This window comes from Gammaproteobacteria bacterium (assembly GCA_014075255.1).
GTDB lineage: Bacteria > Pseudomonadota > Gammaproteobacteria > UBA4575 > UBA4575 > JABDMD01.
The window spans coordinates 1400716-1416155 of record CP046178.1 but is presented as its reverse complement, the minus strand read 5'-3'; the positions used below and the strand labels follow the sequence as shown (position 1 = coordinate 1416155).

Below are 15440 nucleotides of genomic sequence, written 5' to 3'. Positions count from 1 at the left end.
TCAACACAGATAAAATAGATTTTATAAATAAAGTGCTTATATTTCAATAATGGGCAGTTTTAACTCGTCAGCAATAAGCTGTTATTATGAGAACACATAAAATTATTAATCATTTTACGATCTGTAAGGAATGCTCGGGATGAACAAGAAAACATTAGAAGTGCTAGCTGGTGGCAGATATTTTGAAGACACCATTATCCCTAGTGATGATAAAAATCGTGATACCGAGCTTGAAGGTCACGTGCGCAAAATGTTGCAGCTGCTTGGCGAAGATCCTAAGCGTGAGGGATTATTGGATACCCCTAAACGTGTTTCCAAGGCCATGCATTTTCTTACCGGTGGATATCAGCTTGGAGTGCAAGACGTCGTCAAGAATGCACTGTTTGAAGAAAAGTGCGAAGAAATGGTTATCGTTAAAGATGTTGAATTTTATTCACTATGTGAACACCACATGCTGCCATTTTTCGGGCGTGCACATGTTGGCTATTTGCCAAAAAACAAAGTGATTGGTCTAAGTAAAATTGCACGTGTGATTGATGTGTTTGCCAGACGTTTGCAAGTGCAAGAAAGACTCACCACACAAATTGCAAGTGGGTTAATAGAAGTGTTAGATGCGCACGGTGTTGCAGTGGTGCTGGAAGCCAGTCATTTTTGCATGGTGATGCGTGGTGTACAAAAACAAAACAGTAAAACGGTAACCAGTTCTATGTTGGGAGCATTCCGTGAAGATTCGCGGTCTAGGTCTGAGTTTATGGAGTTGATTAGAGACTAAATTATATGTCTGAGTAGGTTGGAACGTTCAAATCAAATGTTAAGAATGTCTGCTTACGACCACCATGGATGGTGGAAGTGCAGAAATTGCACGACTGCATGGATGCGAGAGGTAGAGCAACGCCGGAGCAGTTGCCGAGGAGCATAATTCTGTCGACCCAAAGAAAGCGGACACGCATATCTAGCTGATATCAGGTCATGATGCTCGAAAAGTGGTCTGGCACAAAAATTTGATCATGCATTGGTGGTCGCACATAGTTTCCGCCTGATTTTCTTGGAGGTAACTTAAAGGGTTTAGGCGTTAAGTCTTGATATGGAACAGCACTTAACAAGTGCTTAATGCAATTTATACGCGCTTTTTTCTTATCATCAGATTCAACTACATTCCAAACTGCAGGTTTAATATCAGTATGCGCAAACATATCATCTTTAGCATTAGAATAAGCTGCCCAGCGTTGTCTAGACTCTAAGTCCATTGGACTAAGCTTCCAACGTTTAGTTGGGTCTTTTAAGCGGCCTTGGAAACGTTTTTCTTGCTCTTCATCACTCACAGAAAACCAGTATTTAATTAAAACTATACCTGAGCGAATCAGCATGCCTTCAAATTCAGGGCAGTCTCGTAAAAACTTGCGATATTGTTCTTCAGTGCAGAAATTCATTACACGTTCTACGCCAGCACGGTTGTACCAGCTTCTATCGAAAATGACCATTTCACCAGCAGCAGGTAAGTGAGATACATAGCGTTGAAAATACCATTGCGTTTTTTCACGGTTAGTTGGCGCTGGTAATGCAATGATACGACAATGACGAGGGTTTAAGCGTTCTGTAATTCGTTTAATAGTACCGCCTTTTCCTGCTGCATCACGGCCTTCAAAAATCAATACAACTTTTAAACCTTTTTCTTGAATCCAGTGTTGTTGTTTAATGAGTTCAATTTGCAATTTTCGTAATTCATTTTCATAACGTTTACTACGTTCCTCTTTGCTTGTTGCCTTTGTTTTTTTTATTGTTTTCTTTTTACTCATCTCGAATTCCTAACAGTGGTTTTTAAGTATTTAGTAACTACTTTTGCAATGCTGATTAATCGATCAATATGCTCTTCAAGCTTAGTATCTAAAACTTTAAGCGCTAGTAGTGTGTCAAGGCGAGTATTTTCACCAGGAGGAATCTCTGGTTTCTTCATATGAATACCGAATAAATACTAACTCTTAAAGTTATCGGCAGACATTTAAATTACTTTAGAGTTAGCATAAATAAGGGCTAAGCTAAGTATTCAAACAAATTACATTTTATAGATTTGCTATTTAGCTAATGGCTGCTATTGGCCAAAAGCATATATAAGTTAAAAGGGATTTAATCTGTTGCATCGTCCTTGTTGCTACTCATTTTCGTACGGTCGCTCCCGACGTCCTGTCTCACGCGACACTTGTGCATCCATACACATCGCCCCTGTACTCCACAAAAATCGGCCGGCAGAAAACTGTTCCTCGGCAACTGCTTCTGTGTTGCTCTCGGTTTCTGTGCTCAACTCTACCGATTCCTTCCATGGAATCGTACCTTCTGCGTCCATGCAGTCGTGCATTTTTCTGCACTTACGCTGTCCATGGTGGTCGAAGCAGACATAAAAAAGGCAGCTTTAAGCTGCCTTTTTTGTTTTTGTAGTGATTGATTTCTAACTATCAGCTGCAGGTTCCGCTGTTTCTGCGGTTTCATCCGAACGCGTAATTGTTGCTTTGCCTTCTAACTCATCCACATAACTCTCAATCGTCTGACGCGTCAAACTTTGTTGAACGTTTTGTTTCACGTCATCAAACGCAGGTTGTTCAGTGGTGCGCTTGTCTTCTAGTAATATCACATGCCAGCCGAATCGAGTGTTCACGCCTTCAGTGGAGTAAGCGCCTTTCTCCATTTTGCCTACCGCTTCAGCAAATGCAGGCACCATGGTTTCTGCTTTAAACCATCCTAAGTCACCACCATTAGGAGCGGATGGACCTTGAGATTTAGCTTTTGCCAATTCTTCAAAGTTTGCTCCGCCATTTAATTCTTCGATCACTACTTTTGCTTCATCTTCTGTTTGTAACAAAATATGACGGGCTTTAAATTCGCTTGCATCATTCAGTCCAATCAGTCGATCATATTCTGCTTTAAGCTCATCATCAGTGAATTTTAAATCTGCAAATTTTTCTGTCATTAGTGTATTTATTAAAATATTACTTTCTTGAAGTTTTATTTGCTCAACAATTTCTGGGCGTTTTGATATTCCAGCATTAATTGCTTCTTGACGTAAAATTTCAGTTGCAATCAATTCGTCGGCAATAGCTTTGTCGCTGAGATTTGCTTCAGGTTGTGATTCACGTTTCCCTTTTGCAAATGAGGCAAAATCATTGTTGCTGATTACGACATCATTAACGCGTGCATACTCACCACTTTCGTCAATAACGGCAGCCATCTTAGGTGCTTCTTCACCTTTGCATCCAAATAAAAGGCCAAAGCAAAACAGTGTTGCTGCCATCGCAGCGAATGTTTGTTTAAACATGAAAAATTCCTTAATAGTTTGAGAGTAAAAAAATAATGGAACTGTAAATAATTATGGTAAGACGAGCTTAAAAGGTTTTACGATAACTTTTTCATAAACGCCAGCTTCAATGTAAGGGTCACTATCAGCCCAAGCTTGTGCAGCAGTTTGTGATTCAAATTCAGCGACAATTAAGCTGCCCGTAAAACCAGCATCACCCGGGTCGGGGCTATCAATCGCAGGGTGTGGTCCTGCAATTATGAGTCGGCCTTGGTCTTTTAGTTCATTTAATCGTGCAACGTGTTGGTCACGTACCGATAGGCGTTTTTCAAGACTGTTTTCAACGTCCTGGCTGATAAAGGCATATAGCATAGAAAATAGATTATTTTAGGGTTCTAGTTTTATTTGAAAAGCGGTAAATGTTTGCAGAAACTAGCGTAATAACGGAACGGAGTATAGCAATAAATAGATGAAAAGCAGCCCAGAAGTAACCAATAACTAGCTTAGTAGTGGCTCAAGATCAGCAATAATGTTAAATAAGTTCTTATGAGCCAGTACTTTGTTATACACCCTGTCACACCTCAAAAGCGCTTGATACAGCGTGCAGTAGAAATAATTGACCAGGGTGGAGTGATCGCTTATCCCACAGATTCTTGTTACGCATTGGGTTGCCATATAGGTGATAAGCAAGCGATGCAAAGAATTCGTAAAATTCGCAAGGTTGACGATAAGCATCATCTAACTTTGGTGTGTAAAGATTTGTCCGAGCTATCTACTTATGCGGTGGTAGACAATAGTGCCTATCGTTTGATGAAAAACTGTACTCCAGGGCCATATACCTTTTTATTAAAAGCGACGCATGAAGTGCCCCGTCGCTTGCAAACCCCTAAGCGCAAGACCATTGGATTGCGAGTGCCAGACCATCCCATTGCGTTGAAATTGTGTGAGGAGCTTGGGCAGCCATTAATGAGCAGTACGCTAATTTTACCAGACCGTGACGAGCCGCTTTCTGATCCTCAGGAAATGCGTGAGTTGCTAGAGCATGATGTGGATCTTGTTATTGATGGGGGTTATTGCGGTATTGAGGCGACAACGGTAATAGATTTTGTAGATTCAAGCCCAACTATATTAAGGCAGGGGAAAGGTGATGCCGATTGGTTAAATAATTGATGGCTTCGATCAATAACAGGTTAAAAGCTAGGCAATATAGTCATTACGAGCATACAACTTCATAAATACGCTGCGTATAATGGGCGCAACTAATGAACACCATTCAAACGATCACAATCTGGGCTATACCTGTACTTTTCGCGATTACTCTTCATGAAGTGGCCCACGGTTGGGTAGCAAAAAAGTTTGGTGATACAACGGCTCAGTCTTTGGGGCGTTTGAGCCTTAATCCTCTTAAGCACATTGATCCTGTAGGAACTATTTTGGTGCCAATCGTTTTAATTGTAGTTACGGGTTATGCGTTTGGCTGGGCAAAACCTGTGCCAGTGAATTTTAACCAGTTACGTAATCCTAAAAAAGATATGGTTTGGGTTGCAGCAGCCGGTCCATTTGCAAATGTCTTAATGACAATGCTTTGGTCGATTATTTTAGTTACTGCTATTAGCAGTGCGGGCAGTGAAAATAAGTATGCTGAATTTTTTGTTTTAATGAGTATGGCTGGAATTTTTATTAACTTAGTATTAATGGTTTTGAATTTACTTCCTATTCCACCTTTAGATGGTGGTAGAGTTTTATCAGGATTGGTGCCAAATAATATTTCAGCATTGTTGTCTAAAATTGAGCCGTATGGTTTGTTTATTCTCCTGGGCTTAATGTTTATGGGATTGCTAAATAAACTCGTTTTTACTCCTTCAATATTAATACTTTTTTTTATAATGTCATTTTTAGGAATCCTTCCTCAAGAATATATACCGTACCTTGAAAAGCTACTGGGCCAAGCAAGTTAATATTTAGTCATGAATACAAATCCTTCTCAGAATAATCGCGTGTTATCTGGCATGCGTCCAACAGGAAAATTGCATCTTGGTCATTTGCATGGGGTGTTGCATAACTGGTTAGAATTGCAACATACACATGAATGTTTTTTCTTTGTTGCAGATTGGCATGCATTAACAACGGAGTATGACAATACACAAATTATTTCAGCAAGTTCGACTGAGATGGTAATTGATTGGCTATCGGCGGGAGTGAGTCCCAGCGCAGCAACCTTATTTATTCAATCGCATGTTCCCGAGCATGCGGAGTTGCATTTGTTGCTTTCGATGATTACGCCATTAGGTTGGTTAGAGCGTGTGCCTACCTATAAGGATCAGCAGGAAAAGTTAAAAGAAAAAGATTTAGCCACTTACGGATTTTTAGGCTATCCATTGTTACAAAGCGCAGATATTTTGGCTTATAAAGCGGGTAGTGTTCCAGTGGGTGAGGATCAAGTTGCACATGTGGAGCTCACGCGTGAAGTGGCGCGCAGATTTAATTTTTTATATGGCAAAGAGCCCGATTTTGAAGAAAAAGCTAAGTTAGCGATCAGTAAAATGGGTAAAAAAAATGCCAAGCTATATCGCGAGCATCGCAAACGTTACCAAGAACAGGGTGAATTAGAAGCGCTTGAGGTTGCTCAGGCTTTGTTGGAATCTCAGCAAAACATCTCAATTGGTGACAAGGAGCGGTTGTTTGGCTATTTAGAAGGTGAGGGCAAAATAATACTTCCTGAGCCACAATCGTTGTTAACGAAGGCTTCTAAGATGCCAGGTCTAGATGGGCAAAAAATGTCCAAGTCTTATAACAATACGATTACTTTGCGCGAAGAAGCTAAATCGGTTGAGAAAAAAATTCGCACCATGCCGACCGATCCTGCTCGCGTGAAAAGAACTGATCCTGGTAGCCCTGAAAAATGTCCAGTTTGGCAATTTCATGAGATATATTCTTCAGAAGATACTCGAAGTTGGGTGAAACAAGGATGCACTACCGCAGGCATTGGTTGTATTGATTGCAAACAGCCTGTTATCGATGCGGTTGAGTTAGAATTGCAACCCATACGTGAGCGTGCAAATGAATATCTTGAAGATGAAGCAACCGTGCAAAGCATAATCAAAGAAGGTTGTGAGGAAGCGCGCGATGTTGCGCGAGATACTTTGGACGACGTTAGGGAAGCAATTGGGTTATCATAACTACGCATGACAGATAACGAAAACACACCACAAGACAACCTTCAGGGCGAATTACCTTTTGCAGTAGTCAAGGGTGAGCCGATGACGGTTCCACCAGAAGATTTATATATTCCTCCGGATGCATTGGAAATATTTCTTGATGCTTTTGAGGGTCCGCTAGATTTACTTTTATATTTAATAAAACGCCAAAATTTAGATATTTTGTCGTTGCCTGTTTTCCAGATTACTCAGCAATATATGAACTATATTGAGCTGATGAAAGAAATGCGCTTAGAGCTCGCAGCGGAGTATCTTGTGATGGCGGCCATGTTGGCTGAAATTAAATCGCGTCTACTGTTGCCGCGACCCGTTGAAGAGGATGACGAAGATGATCCTCGTGCAGAACTGATTCGTCGCTTGCAAGAATACGAGCGATTCAAAAAAGTTGCAGAAGACATAAATGAAATTCCACGTATGCATCGCGATACGTTTGGTGTATCAGTTATTCAAGCTGATTATGATTATGAGCGACCGCAACCGACGGTAGATCTAAAGGATGTTATTGCAGCATTTCAGGAAGTTATGCAGCGTGCACAAATGTTTGCCAGTCATCATATTGGGCGTGAGCCGTTATCGGTTAGAGAAAGAATGTCACGTATACTTTCGATGTTAAATGTAGAAGACTTTGTCGAATTCAATCGTTTTTATGATGTGGAGGAAGGACGAAGTGGAGTAATTGTTACCTTCTTAGCTATGCTTGAGCTTATTAAAGGCCATGTCATTGAACTTGTCCAGTCTGAACCTTATGCGCCTATCTATGTTAAGCCTGCGGTTAAGGGCCCTATAGAAAATGAATTAGATGATGATGAATTTAATTAAGGCTAAATGATTAGGAACGTGTTTTATGAAAGATGATCAACTAAAAAATATTATTGAAGCCGCGTTGATGGCGGCAGATAGTGCACTCAATATTGATCGATTATTGCAATTGTTTGAGCTCGATGAAGAGAAGCCCACGCGCGATCAAATTAAAGAAGTGTTAGCAGCATTAGAAGCAGAGTGCGAAGGGCGAGGGGTGGAGCTGAAACGTATTGCTAGCGGTTATCGATATCAAACACGAACAGATGTGCAGCCTTGGGTGGCGCGTTTGTGGCATGAAAAACCACCGCGTTATACACGTGCATTGCTAGAGACATTGTCTTTAATTGTTTATCGCCAACCCATTACGCGTGGTGAGATTGAAGAAGTCCGTGGTGTTAGCGTAAGCAGCAATATCATTAAAACCTTGTTAGAAAGAGAATGGGTCAAAGTGGTTGGTCATAAAGAAGTGCCTGGCCGCCCTGCGTTGTATGGAAGTACCAAACAATTTCTAGATTACTTTAGTTTAAAAACCCTAAATGAGTTACCAAGTCTTGCGGAGTTGGCAGACTTAGATCAAGAGCACCCGGAGCTAGATTTGGGTGCCCCTGAAGATACTGAAGAGCAGGCGCAATTAGGTGTTGTTACGGATGAAGGTGAAATTGTGGAGTCTAATCAAACCCGCCATTAATTTTTTTAAAACCGATACAGTTTTAATTAAATGTAATTTTGTCATAGGTTATTCGAATCCAGAGTCGAGGTAATCAGATTTTTCCAAAAGTACTAATAGCATTTGCGTCGAACATCACATAATTCTAATTATGCTCGATAAATTTGGCGGCTAACCAACTCGCTACGTTTAAATACGATTCTACTTCCTCTAAAATAACATTGTGCTTCTCCATATGATGTAATTTGCGATTTAGATGAGATGGAAATATGTTTAATAACTGTTTACTACCCAAAGCGCGCAAACGTATATTTTCCTGACAGCTGCGATTCCCATGCTTTATTACTCAGTTATCACGGTTAAGATGAGGATTAAATATAAAATCACCTTAATTGAAATTCTTGCGTATATAGAGTGATATCTATGCAACATTGCCTTGTATTAAGATGTTGAGTTTGAAAAAAAGCATAAACTATAAAATATACACACTTTGAAATATTCAAATGAATATAACAATTGATTTCAAATCATATGATCCGCTAACTGAAATTACTACAATTAAAAACATTTGGTCTTTCTTGCTGCCTAATTGTAGTCACAGCTTTTTCCTATCAATTGATTGGATCTTTACTTGGTTATCTACTTTGCCAGAACAGCAAAAAATTACCTGTGTTGTTGGCTATATGTCCAATAAGCCTGTGCTGGCTTTTTTTATTGGAGAAAGAAGGGTTGTAAGAAATAAATTATTTCATTCCCAAGGCTTATATTTAAATACTACAGGCATTGACGATTATGATGAATTAACAATTGAATATAACTCAATTTTAATATCTTCAAGCATAAATGAAAAGATGCGCCCTATTGTGTGGTCGGAAACGATAAAGTATCTGGATACATTTACCACATGGGATGAATTATACATTCCAGGGGCTACAGAAAAAATGCGTACGCTGTGTAGCGAGGTGATAAAAATTCACAAAGACACTTTAGTTTTTTTAGAAAATAAAAATGTCAATTCATATTATGTTGATTTAAAGAAAATTCGTACCAATAGCATGGATTATATCGGTTTATTGAGTTCAAAGTTTAGAGCACGAATAAGAAGATCAATAAGGGAATATGAAAAAAATGGGGAAATAAGAATGAGTCAGCCAGAAACTATAGAAGATGCTATTTCGATGCTGAATGGATTGGCAGAATTACATCAACAGGAATGGAAAAAAAGAGGACACCCGGGTTCTTTTTCTAACAATTTCTTCTTTAATTTCCATAAGCAGTTAATTGAAAACACATTCGAGAAAGGGAATATTCAATTGTTGAAGTTCTACAATGATTCATACACCATTGGCTATATTTATAATTTCATATATGGAGAAAACATATTGAACTATCAGTGCGGTTTTAATTATTCAGATAATCATAATATGCGGCCAGGTATAGTTTCGCACTACCTGGCAATTATTTACAACGCAAAAATGAATTACAGAAAATATGATTTTCTTGCTGGTGATTACGAATATAAAAGAAGCTTATCGACAGATGCAAACAAAATGTTATGGTTGGTTTTACAAAAAAACAGGAAAAGATTCTTGATGGAGAAAATTCTTAAATATATTAAAAACACTATTAAATAAATCGGAGGAGCGCAAAGGGGTAAAGAAATATTGGCTGACATATTAAATACAGCAGGATTTTTTGATATCTTAAGGAAGTAGAGCGAAGATAATCATCTTGTTATTAATTACCATCGTTTATATTTACCTCCTCTTCATACTCCGCTAATTTCATTCGCTTCAATTAAGAGTTAGAGCATTGTCCGAAAGAATTCAAAAATTACTTGCTAATCAAGGCATCGCTTCGCGACGAGAAATTGAGCGTTGGATTAAGGCGGGTGAAATTTTGGTGGACAGCGAGCTTTGTGTTTTGGGTCAAGTGATAACAGGCTCTGAGCGGATTGAGATTCGTGGAGAACTCATAACCCTGAAAGCGAGTGTGCACAGTCGAGTGATTATGTACCACAAGCCGTGTGGTGAAATCGTTTCTCGATCAGATCCTGATAACAGACCAACTGTGTTTCATTCTTTGCCTAATTTAAAAACCGGTCGATGGGTATCTGTGGGTCGTTTGGATATAAATACATCTGGTCTTTTGCTGCTGACCACCGATGGAAAGTTGGCAAATGATTTAATGCACCCCAGTAATCGCGTCGAGCGTGAGTATCAAGTTAGGGTGCAGGGCAAAATCACAAATGAAATTATGTCGAACATACAAAATGGAGTTCAGTTAGAAGATGGTTTAGCTAAGTTAAAAATCCTAGAAGTGAAAGAGGGCGAGGGTGCTAACACGTGGTGTAAAGTAGTTTTACAAGAAGGTCGAAATCGAGAGGTGCGTAGAATTTGGGAGTCGCAAGATTTACGTGTGAGTCGTTTGATTCGTACTCGTTATGGGTCAATAGAGTTGCCGTCCGATATGAGATTAGGTAAATATCTGGATCTCACTCCAGGTCAGTTTAAAGGGTTACAAAGTTTGGTTTCGGCTCCTGATTCAAAGTAGATTAGTTGTTTATATATAAAATTTAACCAATAAAGTCTGTATTAAGTTTATAATTTTCCCCTGTAATACCTTTGCTATCCGATCCAATAAAATAAAGGTATGGCGCAAGTACATCTTCTGGTGCGGCAAAATTTTCAGGATTAATTCCTGGGAAATTTGTGAGTCTCAATTTGGTTCTGACCGGTGATGGGTCAATGCCATTTACTCTAATGGGTTTATCACCATCTAATTCATTTGCAAGAATTTTCATCATGCCAAGTTGTGCAGACTTGGCAACACCATAGGCACCCCAATACGCTTTGTTGCAATCGTGGGTAGAAAAAACAATGCTAGGGTCATCTGACATTTCTAATAATGGGATGCAGCATTTTGCTAGCATAAAAGGCGCATGTTGATTGACTGTAATAGTACGTAGCCAAAGTTCAAGTTGATAATTGCGTATGCCTTGTAGGGCATCTATGTAGCCTGCATTTAATATAAGTGAATCAATTGGTTTGTTTTTTTGAGTAAGATATTCAGCAAACTTTATATAATCAGATTCTCCTGCAATACTGAAATCTATGAGATAGAAGCTATGGTTTGCATTTGAGAATTGTGATAATTCTTCAATAAGTGAACTTAGTTTTTTTTCATTCTTGGAAATTAGTAAAATTTTTGCACCATATTGCGCGCACGACAGCGCTAATGCTCTACCGATACCATCAGTAGCCCCAGTGATTACAATATGTTTTTGGCTAAATGAATTCTCTTGAGGTATGTACTGGTCTACTAATTCTGTCTTATTCAAGAGATTTCTTCCATGAATTGTGTAATGTCTTATAGAGACTTGGGAGTGTTTTCAACAATCTTTAGTTCGGGAATAGTCTTTTTCTTTTCTATTCCTAATTCAGTGAATTTTCGAGCGCCACTTAATACTTGACGGTCTAGTGAGCCAGTTGCCTTGTTGAATTGTTCTACACTGGCATCTAGATGTTTGCCTAGTTTTTGTAGATGCTCTGCAAAAGTAGCTAATCGATGGTAAAGGTCTTCGCCTAATTCACGAATCTTTTCCGCATTTTCCGCTACCGCAATTTGTCGCCAGCCAAATGCCACAGCCCGTAGCAGAGCTATGATGCTCGTTGGGGTTGCAAGTATGACTTTATTCTTCAAAGCATCTTCTAGTAGCTGAGGGTCTTTCTCCAATGCTGCAGATAGGAATTGTTCACCTGGTATAAATAACACTACAAAATCTGGAGAGTTTTTAAATTGACTCCAATAAGACTTGCTTGCAAGTTCGCGCATTCTTTCTCTCACATTACGTGCATGCCGCACTAAAGATTGGTCGCGAATTTCAGCATCAGTGGTTTGTGTAGCATTTAAGTAAGCATCCAGAGGGGTTTTGGCATCAATAATCAGTTCACGTTGATCAGGCATGCGTACAATCATGTCTGGGCGCATTCGTGAATCACTGCTTTCACTTTGCTGTTGTTCGTAAAAGTCACAATGATCAACTATGCCGGCAAGTTCAGCAATGCGCTTTAATGTTAGTTCACCCCATTGTCCTCGCACTTCAGGCCGGCGTAGTGCTTGCACTAAATTTTGGGTTTCAAGTCGCAAATCTGCTTGGGATTCGTTAATTATTTTTAGGTGTTGCGATAATGAACCAAAAGATTCTTTGCGATCTTTTTCAATTGATTGAATCTGTTCTTCAGTATTTTTTAACGCTGATTGAATTGGCTGCAACAACGTTTCAATTGATTTTTCTTTCTTGTCTAGGTTGGCTTCAGCTTTGATTTGAAACTGAGAAAGCTTTTCGTTTGCAAGTGTGAGGAAATTTTCGTTATTTAATTTTAGTGCTTGTTGTGAAAGTACTGTGAAAGAGCTCTCTAATTGTTTTCGCGATTCTTCGATAGTTTCAATTTTTTCAAGATAGCGTTCTTTTTCCAGCTGCAGCTGCATGGATAATTGTTGAGAAATAGACTCAAGCTTTTCATGTTCTTTGCGAGCGCGGTTGCGCATAATGAGCGCGCCTAAAGCGGCACTTAATAAGCAAAGGCTTGCGCATAAAAGCACAAATTGCCAAGCATTTTGGAGTTCTACACTGATCATGTAGATATTGTCGATCAGCTGTTGCTAAAAAGCCAATCCTTCAGGTCTAAGGCTTGATGGAGGATCGCATCTGCATCCCAAGTGAGCGGGTCTTGATCGTCTTGTATATATCCATAGGCTGCAACGGCGGTTTTCATGCCAGCAGCTTTGCCAGCAATGACATCTCTAGGGTCATCTCCCATATAGACGGTGTCTTGTTCGCTGATGCCTAGCATGTTGGCTGCATGATGCAGTTGGTCGGGATCTGGCTTTCTGCGTGTTAGAGAGTCACCACTCACCATGCAAACTGCATTAAATGCGATACCAAGTTCCTGCACTAAAGGTTCCGCCAGATTGCCAGGCTTGTTGGTTACAATACCCCAGGGGATTTCAGAGTCATCTAAATGCTCTAGTAATTCTGTAACACCTGGGAACAAACGAGTTTGGTTACATAAATTTTCAGCATAAATTTGTAAAAATTCATCTCGTAATTGATGGCTATAATTTTCCTCTAACGTTTCTTCAAAGCCTAATTGAATCATTGCCACACTGCCGCGTGATGTATGCTTACGAACTAGCCCGTAATCTAGAGATTGTTTGTCATGATTTGCGAATAATTTATTGAGAGCATCTGCCATATCGGGTGCAGTGTCGGCTAGGGTGCCATCTAAATCAAATAGAACGGATTTAACTCTTGCGTTGTTGTGCATCAATCTAATACTTTTTTCTTGCCGGAAAACTTTTTTGTTAAATATTTTTCGAGTGTACAATGTAGTTAACGCTTGTGTCAGAAGATAATTTATACGTTTTGTGAAGTGGGTTGTAATTCATGCCGACAATTTCATTAGTTTGTAGTGATGCTTGTCTTATCCAACGATCAAGCTCTGAAGGGCGTATGAGTTTTTCGTAATGGTGAGTGCCCTTGGGTAACAGGTTAAGCACATATTCAGCGCCCACGATGGCAAATAAAAACGATTTTGGATTTCGATTTATGGTGGAGAAAAATACATGACCGTTAGGTTTAACTAAGGCAGCGCAAGCAGTTACGATCGCCGCTGGATCAGGAACATGTTCTAACATTTCCATGCAAGTAACAATATCGTATGAGCTAGGTTCTTGCTGCGCTATATCTTCTGCAGCAATAGCTTGGTATTCAATCTCTAGGTTTACTTCTTTAGCATGTATTTTTGCTACCGTTAAAGGGGCTTCTCCAAGATCAATGCCTTTAACTTTGGCGCCGCGCTTAGCCATAGATTCTGATAGGATTCCGCCGCCACAGCCAATATCCAACACCTTTTTGCCCGTAAGATTTGCATGCTTATCAATAAAGTCCAAGCGTAGTGGATTAATGTCGTGCAGAGGCTTGAATTCGCTTTCAGTATCCCACCATCGAAAGGCTAATGCTTCAAACTTAGCAATTTCTTGTTGGTCGACATTGTTATTTATTTTTTCTTGTGCGTTATTCATTCTTTGCAAGCTATTGGTTGATTTTTTGATTCCATTCTTTGGTTTTAGCTAAAATTTCATTTTTATCTAGTGTTAATAATTCTCGATTACTTAATAGTTGTTTTCCTGCTACCCAAACATCCGATACTTGGCTGCGTTGTGTTGCATAAACCACATGACCGATTGGATCATACATCGGTTGCGCTTCAAGTATATCTATATCAATAACTGCTAAATCAGCAGATTTCCCTATTTCTAATGATCCGGTGTCTTGGTCTATTCCTAGTGCAGTTGCTGCATTAATGGTTGCGCAACGAAGCGCTTCATAAGCAGGTAGAGCAGCTGCGTTATTCGCTACGCCTTTTGCTAGCAAAGCAGCGCTATGCATTTCACTTAGCATGTCTTGGTCATCATTGCTTGCGCAGCTGTCTGTTCCTAGTGCAACGTTGATATTTTTATCTCTGAGTTTTTGTACAGGGCAATAGCCACTGGCTAATTTCAAATTTGACTGCGGGCAATGCACAACATTTGCATTAGTTTCAGCAAGCAGATTAATTTCTTGATCTTCAATATGTGTCATGTGTACAGCCAGTAATCCACTATTTACTAATCCAATATCGTGCAGACGTTGTAGTGGACGAGCTTTATGCTGCTCCATGCTTTGTGAGATTTCGTCTCGGGTTTCATGTAGGTGTATGTGAACCGGTAGTTCTAGCTCATTGGCTAGCATGGCAACACGTTCTAATGGCGCATTGGAAACCGTATAAGGAGCATGAGGAGCAAAGGTACATTTGACTAATGGATGGGCTTTGAATTGATCATATAAAGCTAGACCCTTAGAGAAGTACTCATCTGCGTTGTTTGCATATTGCGTAGGAAAATCCAGCAAAATCATACCGATGTGCGCGCGTATGCCGGACTTGGTGGCTACCTGTGCAGTGGTTTCTGAAAAGAAGTACATATCATTAAAACAGGTCACACCACCGCGTAACATTTCTGCTATGGCTAGTTGAGTACCTAGTTGCACGAAATCTTCGTTTACCCATTTTTGTTCTGCAGGCCAAATATGTTTTTCTAACCACTCCATAAGATGCAAGTCATTCGCTAAGCCACGAAACAATGACATCGCAGCATGTGTATGCGCGTTAATGAGCCCGGGTATTATAATATGATGCTTGTAATCTAAGTTAGACTCGCTTGAATATTTTGCAGTTGCTTCTGAAGTAGCTAATACATCTAGGATACGACCATCTTGAATGGCGATGCTATAGTCTGTTAGAACGTGCGCATTGTTGTTGCTCGTATTTTTTTTTGTATCATCGCTCATAGGAATAATTGTTTTCCCATGAATGAGTGTTTGCACCTGTTCCATTTTGCGGCCTAAGTAATAAAGCTTTATGCT

Annotated in this window: 18 protein-coding genes; 8 read left to right on the top strand and 10 right to left on the bottom strand. The window is 39.7% G+C overall.

Going from position 1 to position 15440, the window contains the following annotated elements:
• Positions 1-139 precede the first annotated feature (139 nt).
• On the top strand, positions 140-772 hold the full coding sequence (gene folE / locus GKR92_07205) for a GTP cyclohydrolase I FolE (protein QMU61494.1): 633 nt from the start codon (positions 140-142) through the stop codon (positions 770-772).
• A 190-nt stretch (positions 773-962) separates the two neighbouring features.
• Here folE and ppk2 read toward each other — a convergent pair whose 3' ends face one another.
• From ppk2 to GKR92_07180, 5 genes are all read right to left on the bottom strand, one after another.
• Positions 963-1796 (bottom strand): polyphosphate kinase 2, encoded by an 834-nt coding sequence (gene ppk2, locus GKR92_07200; GenBank protein QMU61493.1) that lies wholly within the window; start codon positions 1794-1796, stop codon positions 963-965.
• Positions 1793-1954: a hypothetical protein gene (locus tag GKR92_07195; protein QMU61492.1), complete on the bottom strand. Its 162-nt coding sequence runs from the start codon at positions 1952-1954 to the stop codon at positions 1793-1795. The genes ppk2 and GKR92_07195 overlap by 4 nt, the downstream gene beginning before the upstream one ends.
• A gap of 195 nt (positions 1955-2149) precedes the next feature.
• Complete coding sequence (locus tag GKR92_07190) at positions 2150-2341, bottom strand: hypothetical protein (GenBank protein QMU61491.1); 192 nt, start codon at positions 2339-2341, stop codon at positions 2150-2152.
• Between the two features lie 102 nt (positions 2342-2443).
• Positions 2444-3307 (bottom strand): peptidylprolyl isomerase, encoded by an 864-nt coding sequence (locus GKR92_07185; protein ID QMU61490.1) that lies wholly within the window; start codon positions 3305-3307, stop codon positions 2444-2446.
• 51 nt (positions 3308-3358) lie between these two features.
• Positions 3359-3658: a YciI family protein gene (locus tag GKR92_07180; GenBank protein ID QMU61489.1), complete on the bottom strand. Its 300-nt coding sequence runs from the start codon at positions 3656-3658 to the stop codon at positions 3359-3361.
• 174 nt (positions 3659-3832) lie between these two features.
• Between GKR92_07180 and GKR92_07175 the strand changes: the two genes are divergently transcribed.
• The 7 genes from GKR92_07175 (at position 3833) to GKR92_07145 (ending at position 10525) form a co-directional block, all read left to right on the top strand.
• Positions 3833-4456 (top strand): threonylcarbamoyl-AMP synthase, encoded by a 624-nt coding sequence (locus GKR92_07175; protein QMU61488.1) that lies wholly within the window; start codon positions 3833-3835, stop codon positions 4454-4456.
• A 92-nt stretch (positions 4457-4548) separates the two neighbouring features.
• Positions 4549-5244 carry a site-2 protease family protein gene (locus GKR92_07170; protein ID QMU61487.1) on the top strand — a complete coding sequence of 232 codons (696 nt, stop codon included), beginning with the start codon at positions 4549-4551 and terminating at the stop codon, positions 5242-5244.
• 9 nt (positions 5245-5253) lie between these two features.
• Positions 5254-6465, top strand: a complete 1212-nt coding sequence (locus GKR92_07165) for a tryptophan--tRNA ligase (GenBank protein QMU61486.1) — start codon at positions 5254-5256, stop codon at positions 6463-6465.
• Positions 6466-6471: 6 nt separating this feature from the next.
• Positions 6472-7323, top strand: coding sequence for a segregation/condensation protein A (locus tag GKR92_07160; GenBank protein QMU61485.1), 852 nt, complete (start codon positions 6472-6474; stop codon positions 7321-7323).
• Between the two features lie 25 nt (positions 7324-7348).
• Positions 7349-7993, top strand: a complete 645-nt coding sequence (scpB, locus tag GKR92_07155) for an SMC-Scp complex subunit ScpB (protein QMU61484.1) — start codon at positions 7349-7351, stop codon at positions 7991-7993.
• A 482-nt stretch (positions 7994-8475) separates the two neighbouring features.
• Complete coding sequence (locus GKR92_07150) at positions 8476-9606, top strand: GNAT family N-acetyltransferase (protein ID QMU61483.1); 1131 nt, start codon at positions 8476-8478, stop codon at positions 9604-9606.
• Positions 9607-9784: 178 nt separating this feature from the next.
• The gene (locus GKR92_07145) at positions 9785-10525 is read left to right on the top strand and encodes a pseudouridine synthase (GenBank protein ID QMU61482.1); all 741 of its coding nucleotides are present in this window, start codon (positions 9785-9787) and stop codon (positions 10523-10525) included.
• A gap of 22 nt (positions 10526-10547) precedes the next feature.
• Here the strand turns inward: GKR92_07145 and GKR92_07140 are convergent, their stop codons facing one another.
• The 5 genes from GKR92_07140 to GKR92_07120 all read right to left on the bottom strand — a co-directional run bounded on the left by GKR92_07140 (position 10548) and on the right by GKR92_07120 (position 15410).
• Positions 10548-11345: an SDR family NAD(P)-dependent oxidoreductase gene (locus tag GKR92_07140; protein QMU61481.1), complete on the bottom strand. Its 798-nt coding sequence runs from the start codon at positions 11343-11345 to the stop codon at positions 10548-10550.
• Entirely contained in the window at positions 11342-12523 is a 1182-nt protein-coding gene (rmuC, locus tag GKR92_07135) for a DNA recombination protein RmuC (protein QMU61480.1), read from the bottom strand. Before rmuC ends, GKR92_07140 begins: the two co-directional genes overlap by 4 nt.
• Positions 12524-12627: 104 nt before the next feature.
• Positions 12628-13302: an HAD-IA family hydrolase gene (locus tag GKR92_07130; GenBank protein ID QMU61479.1), complete on the bottom strand. Its 675-nt coding sequence runs from the start codon at positions 13300-13302 to the stop codon at positions 12628-12630.
• A gap of 37 nt (positions 13303-13339) precedes the next feature.
• Positions 13340-14059: a bifunctional 2-polyprenyl-6-hydroxyphenol methylase/3-demethylubiquinol 3-O-methyltransferase UbiG gene (gene ubiG, locus GKR92_07125; protein ID QMU61478.1), complete on the bottom strand. Its 720-nt coding sequence runs from the start codon at positions 14057-14059 to the stop codon at positions 13340-13342.
• 10 nt (positions 14060-14069) lie between these two features.
• Complete coding sequence (locus GKR92_07120) at positions 14070-15410, bottom strand: TRZ/ATZ family hydrolase (protein QMU61477.1); 1341 nt, start codon at positions 15408-15410, stop codon at positions 14070-14072.
• Positions 15411-15440 lie beyond the last annotated feature (30 nt).